Here is a 19,942-nt window from a genome sequence, read left to right on the forward strand (position 1 = left end):
GTTTGTTGGATCAGTTGATGACTGACTCTTTCGGCGGGATCGCCTCGAAGTCCATTGCGTAGAAGTCGTCGCTGTAGTTCACGGCGCTCAGCCGGATGTAATCGCCCGACGGCACCAGCGTCTGCACCAAGTAGGACTGGGCGGCGCGCGTGTCGTCATCGGCGAAAGAGAAGATCGTTCGAATACCGTCCGCCGATATGTCGGTGACGATCGCTTCGCCGGGCACGCTCTGCAGCAGAACTTTGTTCGGCGAGCCGACTACCTGGGTGACGTTGATGGTCTGGACGCTGCCGTCCCGGCGCATCAGCACGATGCTGTGATTCGCAGCAGGCGTGAACTCGACGTCGCAGCTCAACGTGAGCTCAAGGCCGCTCTGCGCAATCACCTCGCCGTCGAAGCTCTTCATGCGGGTGTTGTCCACGATGCCGATGCGCAGGTTCGGCAGCAGCGCCCGAGCGTCAGTGGTCGTGTCGGTCTCGATCACGATGCGCTGGCCAAGCAGCTTGCGGTACTCGCGATTGGCTCTGAGCCACGCTTGGGCGAAGCTGCGAATGCCGGGAATCTCGAGCTTCTTCAGCTTTGAGTAACTCCCATCCAGCGGCAGCCGAATCGTCTCGGGTTGCTGTGTATCCGGGTCTTGGTAGACAAGCTCGACGCCGTCATAGTCGGCATCGTTCGCGAAGGAACGTGTGATCGTCTCGGCGTTCGGCGCCTTGTTGCGGTGGGTGTAGATGGCTGCGTTGGAGGCTTGCGCACGATCAAAGGAAAGCCGCACCTTGTTGTTCTGACGGTAGGCCGTACAGAAACCCGCATTGGCGATCGTCAGTACCGTCTCTTCGTGGCTGATGTTGTCGCTGTCGAAGGTGTAGTTGAAGGTTGGCGCTTCCGGGTGCATGCCATAGACGAGATCGACCTGTGCAGACATCTGCACCATGTCCAGCTCAGCCAGGCTGCGATTGCCGATCTCCGGATCCAGCGACACCGCGCCGATGATGTCGTGGATGAACGGCGTCGGCTGAAGCGTCCCGGAGACGTGCCGCCCCTCGGCGTCGAATGCGCCGGAGAAACCTGTGACGTCATTCCACCGGGGCAACAGCCGGCTCGCGATGCAGTTGAGCTGCCGGTTCCGCACGGCCGTCGCGCGCGGCGTGGCCATCGTCACCGAATGGATCGTGGTCTTGTTGCCGAAATGCGTCTTGGTGACGGGCGACACGCTGTAGAGGTCCGCCCACTTGATTTCGTCGATGACCGTCCCTTGGAAGAGCCAGTTGTACGGGGTGAAGCGGCGCACCCGTACGCGGGCAGGACCAACCCAGGATGTCACGCGCTCCAACGTCTCGCCGATTTCGTCTGTGATCGCGCCGACGAGCTCGCCATACACAGACTCGACGAAGCCCGTCGGATTCAACCCGGAGTCAAGCTGCTCGATCTCAAGTTGATAGATCACCGAGGTGGGCGCCTTCCCGCCGTTGTCGACGTACATGCCTTGCGGCGCGACGACGTTGATCCAGACCTGCGACCGATCGAGGCTCGGCAGCGTTATCCAGTTGGTCCAATCGCTGAGCCCGTTGTTCACCACGACAGTGGTGTAGACCTTCGGGTCGAAGCCATAGTCATCGGGAAACGACGTGCCGTCGAGCACAACCCCGCCGTTGATCACCGCGGTGATGGTGCGCGTGCCGGCATAGCCCGGGTGATGGATCACGCCGTCGACGTGGATGTCGACCGGGAAAGGAAACCCGGTCCAGTCGACCTGCGCTCCCGCTGTCACCGTGATCTCGTTCGACGCTGGCTTCGTGGCCACCGTGAACGTCCCGTTGTTGCCTGCGTCGGGGAAGCCCGAGAAGGTCACCTGGTCGCCAACGCTTAGACGCGTGAAGAGGTGCGGATCGGTGGGCGTGGTGTCGGTGTAGCGCCTGTCCGCGCCGACTACCACGCAATTGCCATCAGCCGAGTAAGCCTCGTCCAAGCCTGAGATCGTGACGGTCTGTCCGACTTCGCTGATCGCGTTGAAGTTTGGCCTGGTGGAAAGCTGCAGGATCTGGTCGTTGGCATTTCCAGGAATTTCGAAGTTCGGGAACAAGCCACCCTCTAGGGTCACCGTCCGCGTCGGCCCTGCCTTTGCGTAGACGTAGTAGTCGAGGGGTGGCAGCGAAATCTGGTTCAGGGCCTTCAGCGTGAAGCCGTCCGTCTCTACCGAACGACGCACCGAGACAATGTCATCGATGATTGCCGGGCCGATCTGCAGTTGGGGCGCGGTGCCATCGTTGGGCGAGTGGAACGGCGGATAAACCGCAATGCTCGCGCCGGTGATGGAGGCCACTTCGGTCTCTCCGTCTCGCACGTCCGACACGTTGTAGTAGCCGCGGCCGAGGCACAGGTAGCTGTACTCGATGCGCTGGTTGTTGCGGTACTTGAAGTACGTCGGCATCAGCAGCGACGGGATCGCCTTGACCGTGCCGTAGATGTCCTCCACACGCTGGAGCATGCGGACCTGGTTCTCTCGTGCGCCGAGGGCGTTGTTGGGGCTCTGCTGGGTGCGATTGACGTTCGGCAGCGCTTGGGGCGTCGGTGCCAGGATGATCTGTGCCACGGTGAGAGCGGCCGTCACCAACAGCTGCGCTGCAAGGGCGCTCAGGCCCGCCGCTTCGCCCGGTGTCTCGAGGACGACATACTCCGGTGCACTGGCATACCAGATGGCGTCAAAGTCGCCTGTGATCTCGTTCTCGAGGCTGGGCTCACCCTCGAAGATCTGCGGAAGCAACTGTGGCGCCGCGCCGTAGTGCGAGACGAGCCAGCGGGCGAGGTTGTCGACCTCGAACAGCGCCGGGGCGCAAGGCGCGAAGGGATGTTCGTAGACACGGATCCTCATGGGCGCCCCCAGAACTGCATCTGCGAGTAGGTATCGCCCAGGCTGGCCATATCCTGGTAGAGGTTGCCGTCGGCCAATCCGTGAAGCACCTTGCCGTCGTAGAACACGCCGCAGTGATGCCAGCCAAGTCTCGGGAAACGACTTAGCAGAACGATGGTGAAGTCCGCAGGCGACTCGACCTGCTCGAACCCGTGCTCACCCTTGAACAGCGCGAGCCGGAAGGTCGACGCGATCTGCCGGACCGAGTTGTTGATCGTCCGGAACTCGTTGACGCCCTCGCCTCGCTCGGTGGCATAGACATCCGCAACCAGACGCCAGCAGGGCGGGTTTTCGTATTGCTTGCCGAGGTAGGTATCAACGTTCACAGGAAGCTCCTCAGCATGGGCACGTCGCGCGGCAGGTAGTTCTCGCCTGTGCGGGTGACGTTGAGCCGCGGCGAGACGGCCGACAGGGTTGCGGTGCCGGCCGTGTAGGCGATCGACTCGACCTGCAACACTGCAGACGTCTGCACCGAGTCGAGGTCATCGTTCAGGTACTCGCGGTACACCGCCCGCACCTTTTCGGTCGTGGCCACGGGAATCAGGTCCATCTCGCGACGGAACTCGTCGTTGATGTCGACGGTGTCGAGCACCACATCGAACTTCTGGTCGAGGTTGCCGTCGCTGCCAGCCAGTTGGATGTCGAGGTTGACGGGCAGCACCTCGACGACGCCGGCCTCGGTCGTGATCTCGCCGGGATAGGGCTCGCTCCACAGGCGCCAGACCTTCGACATGGCGGAGTGGCTGAGCTCGATGGTCTTGATGGCGTACCTGTTCGATGGCGCCGAGGCCAGAAAGACGCGTAGCTGGTATTCGAGGTCGTCCATCAGAAGTCCAGCACGGTCGTATCAACGTTGGCGAACTGCTCGAGGCGGTCGAACAGTGCCGTGAGGTCGTCGGTGTACAGATTCCACAGGTCGACCAGGTTCTGCGCATCCGCGGCCGTCATGTCGTACACGCGGCTCACAGCCGACACGACGAACGAGATCGAGTAGAGCGGACCCGAAACCGGCACGGCGGCGTAGGTGTCGGGCACGACCGTGCAGACGTGTGTCTGCGGGCCGAAGCCGCTGTTGATCGGCATCTCGAAGGGAATGGTGCCGAGCTTGACGATGTGGAAGAACCACGCGGTCCAGACGCTGAATTCGTCCGGGCCCATGATCATGGTGACCTGGAAGGGCTGCGGACCACGCGAGAACTGCAGCGCAGTGCGCGGCGCGCCGCCGGCGACGGAAGTCGCCCGGGCGCCCATCGGCGCGCCGATGCTGTAGCCCTGGATCTGCGGCACGAAGCCGTCGGGGATGACCGGGTTCGTCATCCGCGCTTCCGCTGCACGGCCAGGTTGCGGCCGACGTTCCGGCTGATGCGACTGTTCGGGTTGTTGAACTGCGCCGCGATCTGGTCCATCTGCCGCAGCGTCAGCACATCGCCGGAGGGCGTCTTGTCCACGCTGGCGAAGTCGACGCGGCCGTTCGTCAAGTTGTTGACGGTCAGGCCACCACGACCGGCGAGCTCGTGATTCGGCACGATCGTGCCATCGGACTTCGGAACGAACACTTCCTGGCCACGCTCGCCCACCAGGTAGGCACGGCCTGCAGCGACCGGGCCGCCATCGGCGCGGGCGCCGGCGAGGCCACTTATCACCGTGTCGAAGCTCAGCTGATTGGCCGCGCTAATGGTGCTGCTGCCTGGACTGATGAGCGAACCGAAGCTGCGGAGGGCTGACCCGAAGAGACCGTCACCTTTGCCGCCGTCCACGAGGTCGCCGAACATGGCCCGCGAGAGGTTCGCGGCCAAGGCCTGGGCGGCCATGTTCCTCAGCATCTTCAGGAACTTCTGGCCGATGTCTTCGAAGTTGCCGTCGAGGATGTCGACGAGGCCCTGCCCGATGGAGTCCTGAATGTTCTCCGCAGCGCGCTTGGAAAACTCGTCAGACTGGTTGGCCAGGTCACGAAGCTTCTTCTCGGCTGCAGAGAACTCATCCCCTTCCTTGCTGATGCTGCGGGCGTAGGTTTCCGAGCTGAGCAGCCCCAGGTTCCGCAGATCGTTCAGGTGCGCGACTGCCGCGTTGTATGCCTCGAGCGGCGTGAGGGACGCTTCGTAGACTTGCTTCGCCTGGTCCTGCAGGGCAAACAAGCGCTGCTGATCCTTTTCGCGATCCTTGGTCGCCGTCTTCTCGGCTTCCTCGCGCTCTTTGAGGATGTCGATCTCCGCGGCGGTCTGCAGGATCTTCTGTTTTTGCGCTTCGGTCACTTCGCCGCCGGAGGCGCGGATCCGCTGGATCTCGGCCAGGGAGATCTCGACCTGGCTCAGTTCCTTGACCTTTTCGGTCTGCTTGGTGAGGCTGTCGATATAGCGCTTGGCCGCGGCCTCCTGGTCTTTCTCTTTGCTGCTGCTGCCGCCGCCACCTGCAATCACAGGCGCATCCGGCTTGCCGGGTGCAGCGGGGGTAAAGCCGCGGTCCTCCTTGCGTTTCTGGGGGTCACCCATTGGGTCGGCAAGATTCGCCAACCGCTTGAGTTCTTCGCTGGATGATGCGGCGATCCGCTGCTGCTCCTCGATCTTCGCGCGGATAGTGGCCTGGCGGCGCTGCGCCATCTCGTTCGTCGGATCTCGCTGCAGCTGCAACTCGACACCGTTCATAACGCCCTGGAGTCGAGCCATCTCACCTGTCGCGTCGCGTGCTCGGGCCTGGGCCTTTCCGATCTCATCGGTCCCCAGCGTGCGCGCGAAGCCGCCGCCGATCGCGATGAGCACGGCATTGAGCAACCCGGCCTCTTTCTTCGCCTCGAGGATCTGGCTGGTGAGGTTCACCAGCGACTTCAGGAGCGGGCCACCCACCGAGATTGCGGCCGCTTCGGATGAAAGGCGCAGCTTGGTTAGGTTGTCGTTGAAATCGGCGGCATCCTTGGCCAGCGAGCCGCCGTAGATGGCGCCTAGCTGCTCGGCTTCCTTGCGCAGCTTCTCGATGCCCTCCCGTCCTTGATTCAGGAACGGAATCATCTCCGCGCCGCTCTTGCCGAAGACCCGCTGTGCATCGGCCGACTTCACGGCGCCGTCGGCATAGCCGGAGAAGCGGTCGGCCAGGTCGCCGAGCACCTCCTCGTTGGTGCGCATCGTGCCGTCGGCATTCTTGATCTCGACGTTCAACGCCTTGAAGGTGGCGGTTGCCTCCTTGTTGCCGCCGGCAGCCTCTGCCATCAGCTTGCTGAGCCGCCCCACCCCGCCAGCCAAGACCTCGAAGGGGGTGCCTACCGACTCGCCCGCGAAACGCAGCTCGCTGAGCTTCTCGACGCTGATCCCGGTCTTCTCCTGCAGATCGTCGAGCCGGTCCAGGGTGTCTATCAGACCCTTGCCCCCAACGAGTGCCAACGCCCCTGTGATCGTGGTGCCCAGCGTCGAGATGCCGGACGTGATCGAACTGACCTGGCCCTTGAGTCCATCGAAGCCGCGGCTCGCGCTCGCGAACATCGCCTTCGTGGCATCGGTCCCGGCAAGAATGATTTCCGCTCTGGTCACCATGTCACGCACCCCCGCGTCGACGCGCATTCATGGCTCGGACTTGCTGCACCACATTGACGCGGCGAGGTGCAGCCGCCGACCCCGTCGCAGCTGCTGGCAGCCATGGATCCGGTCCGAGGAAGTGCGCTGCCGACCAATGCTTCCCGTCCCTGCGGGTGCTGGCACCCTGAAGAATGGTTGCGAGCAACGCTGCGTGCTGCATGCGCTGCGATTCCGGGTTCAGTGCTTCGTTCTCGTACATCAACTGCCATTGCGCAAACTCCAGCGCGCTCATGCGCTGACCCAGTTCCTCGACCGTGCATCCCAGATCCCGCGCCAGCACGAAGGCGAACCGCAGCGCGGGCTGGGCCGCTAGTTTTTTCGGACGTCCTCGGTGATGCGGCCGCACATCCGAAGCGCGATCTCGAACAACCGGTAGGTCGTGGCTCGATGCGCGCCGCCGAAGACGTCCCACTGCTCGGGCGACAGGACCGGCTCACCCTCATCGTCGACAACGCAAGCGTGGAGCGTGCGAGGAATGACCAGCTTTCCGGCGCGCGTGCGGGCTTCTTCATCGGTTTCGCCCTCCAGCGGCACCTTGGCCTTGTCGTTGATCTCGTCGATTTCCATGCGCTTCGACAGGAGCAGCCCGCGGACGACCACATCGCCGCCCAGCTCTTCGCAAGGCTCGATCTGCTGCGGCAGCTGGGGAACCTTGGCCTGGCGACGGTTCAGGACCATTACTCGTCCCCTGCGTAGGCCTGCAGCCAGCCACGCACGTCGATGCTGACGGGCGTGGTCACCGCAGCGCCTGCGGAACCGGCTGGCGCGAGGTTCACGCTCGGCTGCCCTGCGAAGAGGACGGTCGTTCCGTCGAGGAACATGAACCGCACGGCTAGGACGCGGCCCTTGCGCGAGGCCGCCTGCAGGGCGAGAAGCGCCGGATCGGCGACATCCCACAGCGAGCCGAAGCCGTACACCAGCGGAGACTCCGCGCCCGGCTTGTTAAAGCCTCGCTTCATGTGAATGGTCTGGAACAGGACCTTCGTGGGCTCCCCACCGCTGGGCGTCACCTCGGTGAATGTCGCTGCGCTAACACCGAAGGTGATCTTGCTGGCCGTGCCGGAGATGAAGGCACCCGTGAAGTCGCTGGTGTCAATACCTTCAAGCGCGAAGGACACATCGGCCACGACCGTGCCGACGCGGACCACGGCGTAGTCGAGGTCGTTGAATCCCTTCACGCGCAGCAAGACGATGTCGCCAGCGACGAACTCGTGATCGACGGCAGCGGCGATAGCCGGGTTCGCCTTCGAGATGGATGTGATCGGAGTGGCCACGGCCAACGCGGACTGCACGTCGACCTGTACCTCGGACCAGACTTGATATTCGGACATGAGATTGCTCCTGTTAAAGGGCGATGTCCGGCGCGCCGCGCCGGGTTGTGTAAGTGGTTTGCCAGGTCTGCTCGCGGGCGGCCAGCACGCGATCGCCCTCGCCGCTCAAGACCATTCGAGATGCGACGATGCGGGTTCGACCTGGCTTTGGAATCGCGTATGTCGGAACGCCAAGGACCTTCTCGACCTGGAGGCCCAGGTCACGCGCTCGTCGGCCGTACTCGCTGGAATGCTCGACAACGGCCGTAACCATGAAGGAATACGTGCGTTGCTCGCCCCCGTGGATCGTTTGCGGCTCGACCTGCTCACCGGACGGGGCCTCTTCGATCAGCAAGGCCGGGATCTCTGAAGGCTGCAATGGATCGACGCGATCGGTGAACACGTTGTTGCCTGCAGCTGTGGCGGCGGCAATGAGGGCCGCCTTCGCGCCGTCGATGATCTGTTGCTGGACGTGATCCATGGCTCAGGGCGTACGCAACGCGTAGACGACAAAGCCCGCGCCATCGCGGTTGGAATCGGCAATCACGAAGTCGTGGACGGCGAGAGTGGCCGGGTTCAGCAGCGAAATCTGAGTGCCGCGCGGCAGTTCCGGCCAGTCCGCCAGGGACGCGGTCAGCCGCGGCTGCGTGGCCTGCACAAGCCCTTCGAGCTCGGCCGCGCCCACATCCTCGAACATGCCCTCAAACGAAGGAGAAGCCGACGGCGCCACCGTCACGATCCGGTTGGACAGATACGTGATGACGGCCGCGTTCACGCGGGCTTCGAGGGCAGCAAAGGATGCGAGCATCGCGCGATCAGGTCAGGGTGCCGGGAACGCCCGTGAACAGCACCGCAATCGAAGTGACTCCGTTGCCGGCCGCCTCGAATGCAACTGCTGCCGCGCCGGTCACATCGCCCGCCGCAGCTACGGCCAGGTTGTCGTCGAAGGCTGCGGCGGAGGCATCCCAGGTGAGCGTTTCTCCCTGGGCAATGACCGCCCCGGCGACCTTGGGCACCACGTAGACGCCCCGCAGGTTGCACTCCAGCTCGGCCCCGATTGCGGCCTTGTGATTGGCGACACCGAGCAGGTTGCCGACTCGCACAACCTGGCCGGATGCCACCGCAGCAGCGATGGCAGTGAGGCGAATTACATCGCCGCGTTGTTGAAAGTTGTTCATGGTTCAAGTACCTCGTTTGAGTGCTGATGGACAAGGGCGCTTGTGGCGCCTGAATCAGGTTCGGTCGATCAGGCCGCGCCGGTCGACTTGCGCAGACCGCGGTAGTCCGTGGCCTTCGCCGCGAAGTCGAGGCGAGCCTTGAAGCTCACACCGTCGACTTCGAAGCCGACCTCGGACTCGATGACCGGACCTTCGGCACCGTCCAGGTACGCGTACTCGACGGTGTCGATTTGCGCGGAGTCCGCCGCCAGATACCAGGCGGTGGCGCTGTTGGCATCCAGCAGCGGCTCGACGATCGGCTCCAGCGCAGTCCGGCCACCGGTGCGGAATTCGTTGACCTGGCCCGGGACGATCGGCACGTAGTTCGAACTGGTGAACTGGTACGCGGTCTGTTCCAGGGAGGCCGGGACGATCAGGTAACGCGGGGCGATGTTGAGCAGTTCGCCTTGCATGCCCGTCTGCTTGCGCATCGCGGTGCGCGCGACGCCCAGCTTTGTGATGTCGTCGAACACGGTGCCGGCGGTGCCGAGGTTCCCGTGGTTTGCATGGAAGAGAGCCACGCCGTCGGCCATCGTCGGGTTGTCGGTGAGTTGCGCATAGACGAGGCGGTTTTCCAAGCGTCGGGCGCTGTCGCCGAAAGCCTGCAGCAGGCGATCGAAGCCGCGCAGGTCGTCGTTGACGATGGCCTGGCGCGTGAGCGCGACGATGCGGCCGTAGGTGACAACCTTGTAGGTCTCGGCACCATCCTTGAGCGTGCCGTAGGTGAACTCGCCATGCTCGTTCGTGCGCAGGAGCTCGGGCGCACCCGAAAGCTGCACGACCGTGATGTCCTTGAAATCCGGCGCGTTAGGCGCGCGGCGGGCCCACATCTGGTAAGTCGTCGGCGATTGCGTGTACGCATCGCGCAGACGACGTCCTGCCACGTTCGAGAGCAGCGCCGAAAAGTCGGACGTGCCTTGGTAGCCGGTGGATCGGACCTGCAGCATGCGGCCCGCGATCTCGAGGCGCGACAGACCGCGCGTGCTGTGGCCTGCAGCCTCCAACATGTCGCGGCCGATCTCGACAAGGCTCATGCCGCGGTATTGCCGGCCGTTGTCCGTCAGCTGGGCGCGCGGGTCGATCCGGCTGAGCAGGGCCTCCTGGATGCCTGCCATGCGCGTTTGCTGCTCGTCGCTGACGGTTTCGATCCGCACGTTGCGGTGACCGCCGGATGCGGCGTCGCGACGGGCCAGCTCGTCCAGCACTGCTGCGCGGGCGGCTTCGACGGTCCCGCCCGAACGGATGAGCCCGGCGGCCAGGTGGCCCACCGCATGCCGCGTGCAGACGTCTGTAATTTCCGCCGAGCGCTGCTGTTCGGCCTGCTGGGCGCGCTGTGCCGCTTCGGTGTTTGCGCGCTCGGTCTCCGCTTGTGCCGCGCGTTGTTCATCGGTCAGCGCGCCAGTGGGGGTACCGGTTGCGGGGGCGCCGCCGGCGGCAGTGGTTCCAGTCATGGAAGGTTCCTTTCGGGTTGAAGTTGCGGCGGTAATGCCCACCGTGGGCGAAACAGAGAGGGAGCGATGCTCGAGAAACTCGCAAGGGAACCGCCGCTCGAGCGCGCGGTCCTCTTGTCCGGCAGGGTGCTGTCCGTCCGAGCGGATCTGTGAACCGGCATCGGCCGGGATCGCGACGAGAGAGACCTCGTAGGGCTCCCAATCGACGACGCGATACACCCAGAGATCGTTTTCATTGGCGGGCGGAACCATCTCGATGGCGTGGCGGACATAGCCCACCGACACGCTGCGGATGATTCGATCGGCGACGTCCTGGACATAGCCCGCAACGGACTCACGGCGGGAGAAAGAAACGTCGGCCACACCCTGCCCCGCTTCAATCACCGGGTTCTCGACCACGCCGAGCTGGTCCTCGATGTCCCACGATGAGTGCGAGTTAAGAAGCGCGACACCTCGCTTCATTCGGTCGAGACGCATCGCGCCGTCTTCCACCACGAGCTGCTCGAGGTAGTAGCGCTCGCGGAACCAGTCGTAGCGCCGCACGGCTGCGCCTGTCGTGAAGACGAGTTCAGCGGTTGCGAGCGGCGCGTTGCCATCCGCGGTTTCGTCCGTGGCGCGCTGGAAACTGCGAATTTCCATGCTGCGATCGGCGAGCGGGAGATCCTCGCGACGGCGTTCGATGGTGGCGGTGGTTTCAGGCATGGCCGCGACTGTGCGCGACCGCCTGTCTCAAGTTCAGGAAAACTGAGACAACTTTTTAAGCCTCGAACTTGGCTGGCTTCGGTGCATTGCCATCGGCTACCGAACGCGAGTTTTGCAAAGCAAGAAGCACATCGAGGAGGCCCAGCTTTCTCAGCTTCTCGATGTCTTCGGCGAGCTCGGCGAACACCTCATCAGGCTTGTAGCCACGGCGCCTCAATTTTTCGCTGATGCTGGACAGGCCGCCTGCGATCTCGTCCAGGTCCGCGCGAACATCCTGCGCAGGATTGACGTAGTCCCACTTTGGCATTGCGTGGTCGACGTCGTAGTTCGCCCGCGCCAATCCCGCCAGTTCGGCGGCATCGGCGAACGCGCGACAAATTGGATTGCAGAGCATCGGCACGAGCTCCGTCCATTGCTCCATTTCGTACTCGCGCCGGATGTCGATCATTCGGATGCGTGCACTGCTGAAGTTCACCTCGGAGACGTCACCGGTCATCATCTCGTAGGTCACACCGAAGCCGGCGGCAATCAGATGCAGCATGTGCACGACATAGTCGACATACCCAGGAGCGGCCTCCGGCTTGACCACCGTCAGATTCAAGCCTTGCGGAATCTGGGTGATGCCGCCGCTGGCCAGCGATCCGAGCTCGCCCGTCCTTCGTGCCTCTGCTTGATCGGGCGCACCGCCGGCTTCCGGTGGATTCGCCATCTCCGAAACGTCGCCGGTCGCGAGGACGGACAACCGGGTCTCCAGGTTCTTGCGCTGCTGCTCGGCGTCTTGGTAGAGTCGTAGGTCACGAATCCATGCGATGACTGGCGACAAGCGAGGGAAGCCTCGACCTTGGCCCGGTCGCTCCGGCTTGAACAGGTGGATGATGTTTTCCGCACCGACGAAACTGCTCGCACCACGAATGCCCCTGAGGGGAGTCGTTTCTCCCGGGTGCGCATCAAACAGCCAGTAGCCCATCACTCGGCCCAGCACGTCGTACTCGATGCCGTTCACGATACTGCGGCCGTTGCGCGTTTCGTTCTTCGACGAGTCGAGCCAGTCGATCTCGAGCAGCTGGAACTGGATCGGTACCGGGAACCCATCGCTGACGCGCCGCATGCGCTTGCGGACCAGGACCTCGCCGTCCTGCTGAGCCGCGCGGTAAGCCGCAGCTTGCAGACCGTAGATGTCGAGGCGGCCGTCCGCGTCAGCGTATGGCCCCCACTGGCGCCAGAGCTCATTGAGCTTCTTTTCGTCGACACCCTTCCATCGCGGCGTGATCCCTGTGCCGATCACGTTGGCCACGAGCGATCGCATGCCCTGTGCAACATAGGGGACGTTCTGTACGAGGGATCGCGAGCGGGCCCGAAGCGTTGCCGCGTCGGCGGCGTGATCGGTGTTCGCCGACGCTCCCGGCCGCTTCGGCCTCCACCCGTCGCGCTTGCTGGCCCCTTCGTAGGCGCGGGTCAGCATGGCACGCTTGTAGAAGCGGCGCAGACCCGCTTCGGGACTGAAAAAGCCGACGGCGATATCCACTGGGTTGCGCATCATTCGCCCCGCAGAGTCTGGAAATTGAAGCGGTAGCTGCCGCCGGTCCGGTTCCCTGCCCCGGCGTTGAGCTCACCTTCAATGTCGGCCTTGGCTTTCAACAGATCGTTGATGGATCGATACGTGACCGTGCGCCCGTTGTGCGAGACAGTGAGCTCGCCGCTGGAGATAGCGCGCTTGATGGCGTCGAGATCGTCGGTGGTGTAGGCCATGTGGAATCCTGGTTCAGTGTGCGGTCGGTACGCCGGCGACCGTACAGGTCGTGGCGTCTCATTTCCCGGAAAGCTGAGACTGTTTCAGCGCTCTCCAGGTTGCTTGATGAGCCGGTACACGGTGGCCCTGCTGATGTTCAGACGCCTCGCAACCTCGCGGGCGTTGCGGCCGTTGAAGAGGGCCAGGACGTCCTGTGCCAACTGGTGCTTGGCGCTCGCGGGCCGAGCAGCGATGTACACCTCTTCGCCCCGGAACTCTTCGCGTACGGCGTTTTTTGTCGCCTCGAGCTTCACGCCGGCGATCTGGGGAAACTCGGAGAGGAGGTACTCGAAGATCCGGTCGACCAGGTCGGGTTCGCGGTCGATCAGCTCCTGCAGCTTAGGCGTAGGGTTGGGTCTTTGCGTCATGGTTACCAATCGCGTGAAAACGCAGGGCGGTTAGGGTTGCCTCGCGGCGTCGGCTGCGTTTCCGGCGGGGGCGGCTCTGTCAGTGCAGACGTCTGCACGGGAGATCCTTCGGACGTCTCCTCGGTCTTGTCCGTCTCGGGCTGGGCCAGGTCGGAGCCGAAGAGGTCTGCGTTGACCGGCGCGTACCGTTGTTCCCGGCGCAGCCAACTGGGCTCTCGGAAGTTGGCCATGCCTAGGAAACACGCTGCGGCGTAGGCGTAGACCATGCAGTCACCCGCTTCCTCGCGCGTCCCTTGCTGAGTGATCCACCGCATGGACGGCTTGTTCTGCACCACGACGGGCAGCAACCTGGCGGCGGTCATCTGCTCGAATTCGTCGGTGTCGCTGACCGCTTTTGGCACATGCACGAAGCCCGGACCGGCTGCGGTGAGTCGCATGCGGCCGTAGAGCAGATGCTTCGCGGTGTCAGTGCCGATCGGCCAGAGCTTGACTCCGCGCGAGATGGACTTTCCGCGCCAATTGATATCGATCATGCTGGGCTTGCCCAGCACCGGCTTGCCGTACTGGCTCGCACCCTTGATGGCCAGCACGTGCGCATGTGCATGGTTACGGCAGTAGCTGTACACGGCATGCGTGTTGTGGCCACCGGAGTCGACACAAGTGGCCTCTATGAGCATCTGTGCGCCGCTCGCATGCAACACCGGAGTTCGACGGATCTCGGTCAGCTTGGTCCACGGCGAACCCTCGGTGTTTTCGTCGAGGTTCGGGTCGCCGTAGATGATGTAGCGCTCGACTAGCCAGCTCTCCTCGCCGCGGCCGTACGCCCAGACTCGTGCTTCAAGTCGATCCGGCTGGGTATCGACGCCCATGGCCAGCAGCAAGCCACGCATCGGGACCTTGCCGAGTTCATAGCTTTCAGCGCGTCGTCGCAAGACTTCGCTGTCGGCACCGCTACCTTCGTCTTTCCAAGTCTCGGCCAGGCTCGAGTTCTTGAATTCCTTCAGCGGCGCGATCTTCCCGGCCTTCTGCTCTTTGAGAGCCGAGTTCCATTTCTCGACGAGTGATGCCCATGACTTCCAACCCAATGGGCTGTACAGCTTGTTCAAGTGAAAGCCCGCGCGCAGGCCCCGTGCCGCCCCAGGCATGCCCGGGATCCAGATCCCCTCGGCGAGCATCTCCTTCTTCGAGTGCTCCTCGATCGCTGCACCACATTCACGATTGCAGCAGATGTAGACAGCGGTCTCCGGCCGCGGCTCGCCGCTGGCCGTTCGCAGCCATTTGATTCCGAATTCCTGATCGTTTCCCCATACGAGGATCTGCCGATGGCCGCAGTGTGGACACGGCACGTGATAGCGCCGCTGATCCGTGAGCAGGTATTCCGCCTCGATCACGCTGGCTCCGCGGATGGTGGGCGTGCTGGCAACAATCAGCTTCCGACGACTGAAGTTGCTCATCCGCTCTTCGAGCAGGCCAAGCGGTGGCCCTTGGTTGTCGACGTCGGCCGGCCACTTGTCGACCTCGTCCGCAGTTGCAAAGCCCAGCGGCTTCGAGGCTAGCGAGCTCGCGCTGTTCGCGCCGCCGAAGAACACCGCGAAGCCGCCCTGAATGCTGCGTGCGCGCCAGCTGCTGCTCTCGTCGCGACTGCGTTGGACAGCCACGAGGCCTTCGAGGATCGGCGTCTGAATCACGGTCGGCAGGAAGCGCTGGCCGCTATGGTCCTGTGCGTCCTGCAGCGTCGGCTGGACCATCATCATGTCCTGCGGATCGGTGTGGATCCGCTGCATGATCCCGTTGTAGAGCACCTCTGTTTTCCCGAGCTGCGTTGCGAACATCAGCACGATCCGCTCGTACGGCGAGAACGCGCTGACGCAAGTCATCGGCTCGACCAGGTAGGGGGTTCGCGAATTGCGCCACTGCCCACGCTCCGGGCCCTTCGCGATCTTTCGGTAGGTGTTGGCCCATTGCGCCGTGTCGACCCGAGGAGGCGGTGCCAGATAGCGCGCCTTCACACGATCCAGGATCTCGACAGCCCGGATTTCATCGGAAGGGAGATCGCGAGCGCTCACGCGGAATCCCCTTCACTGCGAACGTCGGCAGCCGACAGCATCTGCAATGCCTGGTTGTGCTCTGCATCGAGCATCTGCTCGATCTTGAACACGTCGGATTCAGCGGCCAGCAACGGGGCCAGGCGGGCCCGGATTTGCAGCAGGTGTTCCCGAGCCGCAGCGAGCAGCCCAGCCCAGACGGTTTCGACTGCCAAAACCCTGATTAATTCTTTACGCTGCTCGGCGAGCTTGAGTTCCGCCATTTCGGCTTCCGCAGCTTCCCGACGCCCGCGAGAGTTCCAGTAGCCTTCGCTTTCTGGCGCCACTTCCGATCCGCCGACTGCACCCTCCGCCGGCAGGCCGGCATCGTCGCGCGCTGCGCGAGCTGGCATTCGCGCGCGAGTGTTCGCCTTCCACTGTGCGTCGGCGATCATCGGATCGATCTTGCCGTCGATGAGCGAGATCCGGCCAGCCTGCGCAGCCTTCGTGACCGCGGCCGGCGAGCACGCGCGATGCTTCGCATAGTCGGCGAGGGTCATCAAGTTAACTTTGGACACTGTTCACCTATCCGTTAACTTAGTCGCCGGCCACACACTGGCGCGCGAACGGGGTTCGAATTACCCGTACTCAGGGGTTTTTTGGAAGGACCCGTAACGGGGGGGCGGGGCGCCCCACCTTGGTGCGTCTGGCCGAGGGTCATCGCGCCCCTCCTGCAGGTCGTGCCGTGCGCAGGGCCTGGGCCAGGGCCGCGTTGATGTGGCCCTGGAAGACACGCTGCACCGTTGCCTCTGCCACCTCGGCGAATCGCCAGCGAGGGCGGTAGGTGGCACGCGAGACGAAGAGCAGGACAGGCGATACCTTCGAGCCCATCACGGCGTCGGGCTTGCGCACCCACACGCCGCGAGGCAGCGTCTGCGCCATGCGTCCCTTGCTCCACGAGTGGCGACCATAGGGATGCGTGCCGGGCCCGGTGCTCACGAAGTAGACCGCGCGTGCCCTCTTGGCCTTGCTCCGCTTGCTGCTGCTCGCATTGGCTGTGGAGCCCGCCAGGTTGAAGGCCTGCAGCTGGCTCAGGATCTTGACGATCTGGCCGCGGCCCATGTTGCCGTACCCATCCAGCTTGGCGGCTTCCCCTGGCACTGCGCGCTCGCTGCTGCGCATCAGCCCACGCTGCACGAGCAGCTGCTCGAAGCGCTTGAGCGGACGGTTGCCTCCGTTGATCTGCGGCAGCAGGTAGTGGTCCGGACGCTCGGTGTCCTTGACCCACACGCGAGCCTCAAGCTTCTGCTTGGTCGCCGGCTGCAGGAACAGGGAATTGAGTGTGTAGCGCGTAGGCCTATCGAACACCGACGTGATCTCAGCCTTCTCTGCTGCACGCACATCCTGGCCGGTGCGTGTCAGTGCGAGGGCCAAGGCGAACGGCATCTGCGCCTGCTGCTCGGCCAGCGCGCGCTTGACCTCGGGAAAGTTGTCGCGGACATCAATCCTCATGATCCGCTCCCCGGTGCAGACGCCTGCACGGCGGCGGGCTCCAGCATGAACACGGCGAACGTGCAGCCATTCAGTACCGCGTACCGCTGCGCTTGTGCAGCCGGGTGATCGGCAGGGAACGGCGTGCCGACGACGTGCCCACGCTCCATCGCGTAGAAGAATCCCGGCTGCTTGTCGATCGTTGCGCGGCGCAGGCAGTCGTCAACGTGCGCCCTGCCCCAATCGAGCCGCTTCTGGCCGATCCAATCGGCCGTGTCGGGCATCGTGCTGCGCATGTCGACCTTCGGTGCTGGTTGGTTCATGGTTCTTTCCTCTCGAGGACGGTCGGTGCTGGACGTGAGGTGGACGGCGCAAACCCGCATGGCTGCTCATTCCGTCCATCCGTCCAACCCGACCAAGGTGTGTGGGTGAGCTGCGCCCGCGTACGCGCGCAGACACGCGCCCGCCTGTCTGCGCGCCTGCGCCGGTGTGTGAGCGAGAAACCCCGAAAGGGCTGGACGGGTGGACGGATGGGGTATTTGCCCAACAGAATCAACAACTTGCGCCGTCCACCCCCGGGTGGACGTAGGGTGGACGGGCTGGACGGCGGTGGCGTCAGGACCAGAGGGGCAGACGCATAGACGTCCACCTCGCCGGGGCGAGACCGATCCGCGTGGCATCCAGCCAGACGCGCAGTGTTGATGTCAGAACGGGAGGTCATTGCCCTCCTCGTCGCCAAAGGCAGGCGGATCACCGGCTGCCGCTGGCAAAGGTTGCGGGACGTCGGGCGCCAGGCGCAGATAGCCGCGCCTGCGCTTGCCCGTGGTCTCCCTGTGCTTCTTGAACCCGAGCGCCTTCATGCAGTTGACGATGCGGGTGTCCATCTGGCCATTGCCGTCGATGCGGTCGGCCTTGATGCTGAGCGCCTTGTCGTAGATCTCGGTGCTCGGGAAGAACTCGCGATCGATACGGGCCACATCGTTGAGGTGCGGCCGGCTCGTGTCATTGACATACTCATCGAGCACGTTCTCCCACTCGTCGACACGCTTGAACGGCGCATGCTCGGGGAACACAAGCTCCCGCTCCTCATCACGAGTCGGCCAGTACCGCTCCCCCGCATTGATCCGGTGGAGGGCCTCGGCCAGCAGCTGCGAACGCATGGCGATCAGAACCTCGACGTTGACCTCGTGAACCTCGAGGGGCCAGAAGCGGCGGTCGCCTGTCGCGTCCTTCAGGAACGTGTCGGCGTTTGTCGTTCCGACGTTCACCGAGTGCCGCGGCTGCTTGCGCATCTGCCCTCCGTAGGGCGGGCGAAACCAGTCCTCCGATGCGGAGAGGAATTGCTTGATCTGCGTCGACTCGGACTTGTTGAGTGACTCGAGCTCGGCCGACTCGACGATCCAAGCCAACTGCATCGCCATCAGACTGTCTTTGTCGCCGACGCGAATTGCGTTGTCGGTGAAGTAAGGGAACGCCAGTGCCCGAAAGGCCGTGGACTTAGAAAGGCCCTGCTCGCCCTTCAGGATCAACATGTAGTCGAACTTGCAGCCCGGTTGCATCGCTCGCTTCACCAAGCCCATCATGAAGCACTTGCCAATGAGCCGGGTGTATGGTCGATCGTCGACGCCGAACACGTCGACGAGCCAATGCTCGATGCGGGGAGTCTCGTCCCACTTCTCGGCGTTGATCCAATCGTGGATCGGGTTGTACTTGCTCAGCCGTGCGGCCATCAAAACGCCGTCGCGCAAGGTGCCTTTGCCCTTGATGCCGAGGCGGTACATGCGCAGGAGGTACTCCCCCAGCATCAGATCGTCCTCTTCGTCCCACTCGCCGGCGGGCCGACCCCACGGCGCATCCTTCGTGCGCTCCAACAGTTGGCTGAAGTCGTTTTTCTTGATGAGCCCCTTGAGTGCAGGATCGTTGAGCACGCAGTACAGGACGTTCTCGCGGCAGTCCTCTGGTCGACCGCCCTTGCCCTTCACGAGCAAAGCCTTCACGTCCTCGCGGTCGTACTCTTCATCCTGGTCGTCGTCGCGCGGCGGCGGCATGCCGCCATCACCCCCACCCCCCGCTCCCCCAGCGGGAGCCGGCGTGTCGCGATTTCTGGCGCTCCGCGCTGGCTTCGTGAGTTCGACGCCGACATGCGGGGCCAGCCACTTCAACGCGTCGGCCGGCTTCGCTGCCGGCAGCCACTCCATGACCAGGTCGATCGGCGTGCGAGCACCTTGCTTCGCGTCGCCCATGTCGGCCACGCCCCAATCGACGATGCCCTCCGGCGAGATCGAGAGATCCTCCTGCAGGTCGCGGCTGAGCGCCTTCGATGTGACGCGGAAGCCGGGCCCGCTCGGAAAATTGTGCGGCTGCTCGCGGCCGCCGAACAGCTTCGGCACCCAGGCAGCCAGGTTCTGCATGGCCGCGTCTTTGACGCGTTGAAAGTCGTCGCCCGCCTGCCCGCCTGGTACGGCGGCGGCCGGTGCTCGCGCCGGCGAAGGCGTTGGACGCTTGGCCGCCTGCGCGGCCTCCTTCGCATCGTTGATCGTCTTGTGCAGACGTCTCAACGCCAGCTCGCTGATCGGGCGGATCTCGTCGGGCGTGTTCGGGAAGCGCTTGCCCGTGCAGATGAAATACTGGCTACCGCAGAACACCTCGACACCGATGTCGTTGCTCTTGTTGGTGTCGGTGTGCCCCTCGACGATCGAGTGCACGCCCTTGCCGCTCACCGAGATCTCGGTGTAGCTGTCGCAAGCGGCCACGATGTTGCGGCAGCGGTCGGACCATCCGCCGGTCGCCTCGAGTTGGCCGTCCAGGTCGACGCCGATCAGCCCGTCGCCTGGCAGGAATCCGAAACCGACACCGTCGTAGCCGCCACGCTCGTAGGCTCGGCGTGCGACCTGCAGCGTTGCCAGGCGCATGCGATCGCTGTCAGAGCCTTGCCCACCAGCGCGGCGCCCACCCTGGACGTAATACGGCATCTTGACCGGCTTGCCCTCGCCGGGCTTGGACTTGTCCTTCCACTCGAACTTCCACAACACCCATTGCTGTCGGGTCGCAAGAGAGGCGGGTATGCCATCCCACACCGGTGGGTCTGTCGGTGGAAACTGGATGTCGTCGGGCAT

General features: G+C 63.9%; 20 protein-coding genes. All 20 read right to left on the reverse strand.

Annotation, left to right across the window (positions count from 1 at the left end):
- Positions 1 to 10: 10 nt before the first annotated feature.
- Positions 11 to 2,872, reverse strand: coding sequence for a host specificity factor TipJ family phage tail protein (locus QF040_RS13140; RefSeq protein ID WP_429611384.1), 2,862 nt, complete (start codon positions 2,870 to 2,872; stop codon positions 11 to 13).
- Positions 2,869 to 3,237 (reverse strand): hypothetical protein, encoded by a 369-nt coding sequence (locus QF040_RS13145; RefSeq protein WP_429611385.1) that lies wholly within the window; start codon positions 3,235 to 3,237, stop codon positions 2,869 to 2,871. Before QF040_RS13145 ends, QF040_RS13140 begins: the two co-directional genes overlap by 4 nt.
- Positions 3,234 to 3,737 carry a hypothetical protein gene (locus QF040_RS13150; RefSeq protein WP_429611386.1) on the reverse strand — a complete coding sequence of 168 codons (504 nt, stop codon included), beginning with the start codon at positions 3,735 to 3,737 and terminating at the stop codon, positions 3,234 to 3,236. The genes QF040_RS13145 and QF040_RS13150 overlap by 4 nt, the downstream gene beginning before the upstream one ends.
- Positions 3,737 to 4,228 carry a hypothetical protein gene (locus QF040_RS13155; protein WP_429611387.1) on the reverse strand — a complete coding sequence of 164 codons (492 nt, stop codon included), beginning with the start codon at positions 4,226 to 4,228 and terminating at the stop codon, positions 3,737 to 3,739. The genes QF040_RS13150 and QF040_RS13155 overlap by 1 nt, the downstream gene beginning before the upstream one ends.
- Positions 4,225 to 6,459, reverse strand: coding sequence for a hypothetical protein (locus QF040_RS13160; protein WP_429611388.1), 2,235 nt, complete (start codon positions 6,457 to 6,459; stop codon positions 4,225 to 4,227). The genes QF040_RS13155 and QF040_RS13160 overlap by 4 nt, the downstream gene beginning before the upstream one ends.
- Positions 6,434 to 6,706: a hypothetical protein gene (locus QF040_RS13165; protein ID WP_429611389.1), complete on the reverse strand. Its 273-nt coding sequence runs from the start codon at positions 6,704 to 6,706 to the stop codon at positions 6,434 to 6,436. The genes QF040_RS13160 and QF040_RS13165 overlap by 26 nt, the downstream gene beginning before the upstream one ends.
- A gap of 77 nt (positions 6,707 to 6,783) precedes the next feature.
- Positions 6,784 to 7,152: a hypothetical protein gene (locus QF040_RS13170; protein ID WP_429611390.1), complete on the reverse strand. Its 369-nt coding sequence runs from the start codon at positions 7,150 to 7,152 to the stop codon at positions 6,784 to 6,786.
- Positions 7,152 to 7,805 (reverse strand): phage tail tube protein, encoded by a 654-nt coding sequence (locus QF040_RS13175; protein ID WP_429611391.1) that lies wholly within the window; start codon positions 7,803 to 7,805, stop codon positions 7,152 to 7,154. Before QF040_RS13175 ends, QF040_RS13170 begins: the two co-directional genes overlap by 1 nt.
- A 13-nt stretch (positions 7,806 to 7,818) precedes the next feature.
- Positions 7,819 to 8,265, reverse strand: coding sequence for a hypothetical protein (locus QF040_RS13180; RefSeq protein WP_429611392.1), 447 nt, complete (start codon positions 8,263 to 8,265; stop codon positions 7,819 to 7,821).
- A 3-nt stretch (positions 8,266 to 8,268) separates the two neighbouring features.
- Positions 8,269 to 8,592, reverse strand: a complete 324-nt coding sequence (locus tag QF040_RS13185; protein ID WP_429611393.1) for a hypothetical protein — start codon at positions 8,590 to 8,592, stop codon at positions 8,269 to 8,271.
- 7 nt (positions 8,593 to 8,599) lie between these two features.
- Complete coding sequence (locus QF040_RS13190; protein ID WP_429611394.1) at positions 8,600 to 8,962, reverse strand: capsid cement protein; 363 nt, start codon at positions 8,960 to 8,962, stop codon at positions 8,600 to 8,602.
- Positions 8,963 to 9,030: 68 nt separating this feature from the next.
- A complete protein-coding gene (locus QF040_RS13195) occupies positions 9,031 to 11,154 on the reverse strand; it encodes a prohead protease/major capsid protein fusion protein (protein ID WP_429611395.1) in 2,124 nt (707 codons plus the stop codon).
- Positions 11,155 to 11,209: 55 nt separating this feature from the next.
- The gene (locus QF040_RS13200; RefSeq protein WP_429611396.1) at positions 11,210 to 12,679 is read right to left on the reverse strand and encodes a phage portal protein; all 1,470 of its coding nucleotides are present in this window, start codon (positions 12,677 to 12,679) and stop codon (positions 11,210 to 11,212) included.
- Between the two features lie 11 nt (positions 12,680 to 12,690).
- A complete protein-coding gene (locus QF040_RS13205; protein WP_429611397.1) occupies positions 12,691 to 12,903 on the reverse strand; it encodes a phage head-tail joining protein in 213 nt (70 codons plus the stop codon).
- A gap of 84 nt (positions 12,904 to 12,987) precedes the next feature.
- The gene (locus tag QF040_RS13210) at positions 12,988 to 13,311 is read right to left on the reverse strand and encodes a helix-turn-helix domain-containing protein (RefSeq protein ID WP_429611398.1); all 324 of its coding nucleotides are present in this window, start codon (positions 13,309 to 13,311) and stop codon (positions 12,988 to 12,990) included.
- 2 nt (positions 13,312 to 13,313) lie between these two features.
- A complete protein-coding gene (locus QF040_RS13215) occupies positions 13,314 to 15,377 on the reverse strand; it encodes a phage terminase large subunit family protein (protein ID WP_429611399.1) in 2,064 nt (687 codons plus the stop codon).
- The gene (locus tag QF040_RS13220; protein WP_429611400.1) at positions 15,374 to 15,895 is read right to left on the reverse strand and encodes a hypothetical protein; all 522 of its coding nucleotides are present in this window, start codon (positions 15,893 to 15,895) and stop codon (positions 15,374 to 15,376) included. The genes QF040_RS13215 and QF040_RS13220 overlap by 4 nt, the downstream gene beginning before the upstream one ends.
- A 157-nt stretch (positions 15,896 to 16,052) precedes the next feature.
- Positions 16,053 to 16,847, reverse strand: coding sequence for a hypothetical protein (locus QF040_RS13225; protein ID WP_429611401.1), 795 nt, complete (start codon positions 16,845 to 16,847; stop codon positions 16,053 to 16,055).
- A complete protein-coding gene (locus tag QF040_RS13230; RefSeq protein WP_429611402.1) occupies positions 16,844 to 17,149 on the reverse strand; it encodes a hypothetical protein in 306 nt (101 codons plus the stop codon). The genes QF040_RS13225 and QF040_RS13230 overlap by 4 nt, the downstream gene beginning before the upstream one ends.
- Before the next feature lie 381 nt (positions 17,150 to 17,530).
- Positions 17,531 to 19,942 (reverse strand): VapE domain-containing protein, encoded by a 2,412-nt coding sequence (locus QF040_RS13235; protein WP_429611403.1) that lies wholly within the window; start codon positions 19,940 to 19,942, stop codon positions 17,531 to 17,533.

Origin of the sequence: Variovorax sp. W2I14, from assembly GCF_050435205.1 — a bacterium.
GTDB classification, from domain to species: Bacteria; Pseudomonadota; Gammaproteobacteria; order Burkholderiales; family Burkholderiaceae_C; genus Variovorax; species Variovorax paradoxus_C.

Excerpts from the sequence above, each read along its gene's own strand:
- QF040_RS13235 (WP_429611403.1), bottom strand. The coding sequence starts at position 19,942 with ATGCCCGACGACATCCAGTTTCCACCGACAGACCCACCGGTGTGGGAT.
- QF040_RS13205 (WP_429611397.1), bottom strand. The coding sequence starts at position 12,903 with ATGGCCTACACCACCGACGATCTCGACGCCATCAAGCGCGCTATCTCC.
- QF040_RS13210 (WP_429611398.1), bottom strand. The coding sequence starts at position 13,311 with ATGACGCAAAGACCCAACCCTACGCCTAAGCTGCAGGAGCTGATCGAC.
- QF040_RS13180 (WP_429611392.1), bottom strand. The coding sequence starts at position 8,265 with ATGGATCACGTCCAGCAACAGATCATCGACGGCGCGAAGGCGGCCCTC.
- QF040_RS13220 (WP_429611400.1), bottom strand. The coding sequence starts at position 15,895 with ATGACCCTCGCCGACTATGCGAAGCATCGCGCGTGCTCGCCGGCCGCG.
- QF040_RS13225 (WP_429611401.1), bottom strand. The coding sequence starts at position 16,847 with ATGAGGATTGATGTCCGCGACAACTTTCCCGAGGTCAAGCGCGCGCTG.
- QF040_RS13155 (WP_429611387.1), bottom strand. The coding sequence starts at position 4,228 with ATGACGAACCCGGTCATCCCCGACGGCTTCGTGCCGCAGATCCAGGGC.
- QF040_RS13160 (WP_429611388.1), bottom strand. The coding sequence starts at position 6,459 with ATGCGCGTCGACGCGGGGGTGCGTGACATGGTGACCAGAGCGGAAATC.
- QF040_RS13190 (WP_429611394.1), bottom strand. The coding sequence starts at position 8,962 with ATGAACAACTTTCAACAACGCGGCGATGTAATTCGCCTCACTGCCATC.
- QF040_RS13170 (WP_429611390.1), bottom strand. The coding sequence starts at position 7,152 with ATGGTCCTGAACCGTCGCCAGGCCAAGGTTCCCCAGCTGCCGCAGCAG.
- QF040_RS13230 (WP_429611402.1), bottom strand. The coding sequence starts at position 17,149 with ATGAACCAACCAGCACCGAAGGTCGACATGCGCAGCACGATGCCCGAC.
- QF040_RS13195 (WP_429611395.1), bottom strand. The coding sequence starts at position 11,154 with ATGCCTGAAACCACCGCCACCATCGAACGCCGTCGCGAGGATCTCCCG.
- QF040_RS13165 (WP_429611389.1), bottom strand. The coding sequence starts at position 6,706 with ATGAGCGCGCTGGAGTTTGCGCAATGGCAGTTGATGTACGAGAACGAA.
- QF040_RS13175 (WP_429611391.1), bottom strand. The coding sequence starts at position 7,805 with ATGTCCGAATATCAAGTCTGGTCCGAGGTACAGGTCGACGTGCAGTCC.
- QF040_RS13140 (WP_429611384.1), bottom strand. The coding sequence starts at position 2,872 with ATGAGGATCCGTGTCTACGAACATCCCTTCGCGCCTTGCGCCCCGGCG.
- QF040_RS13185 (WP_429611393.1), bottom strand. The coding sequence starts at position 8,592 with ATGCTCGCATCCTTTGCTGCCCTCGAAGCCCGCGTGAACGCGGCCGTC.
- QF040_RS13150 (WP_429611386.1), bottom strand. The coding sequence starts at position 3,737 with ATGGACGACCTCGAATACCAGCTACGCGTCTTTCTGGCCTCGGCGCCA.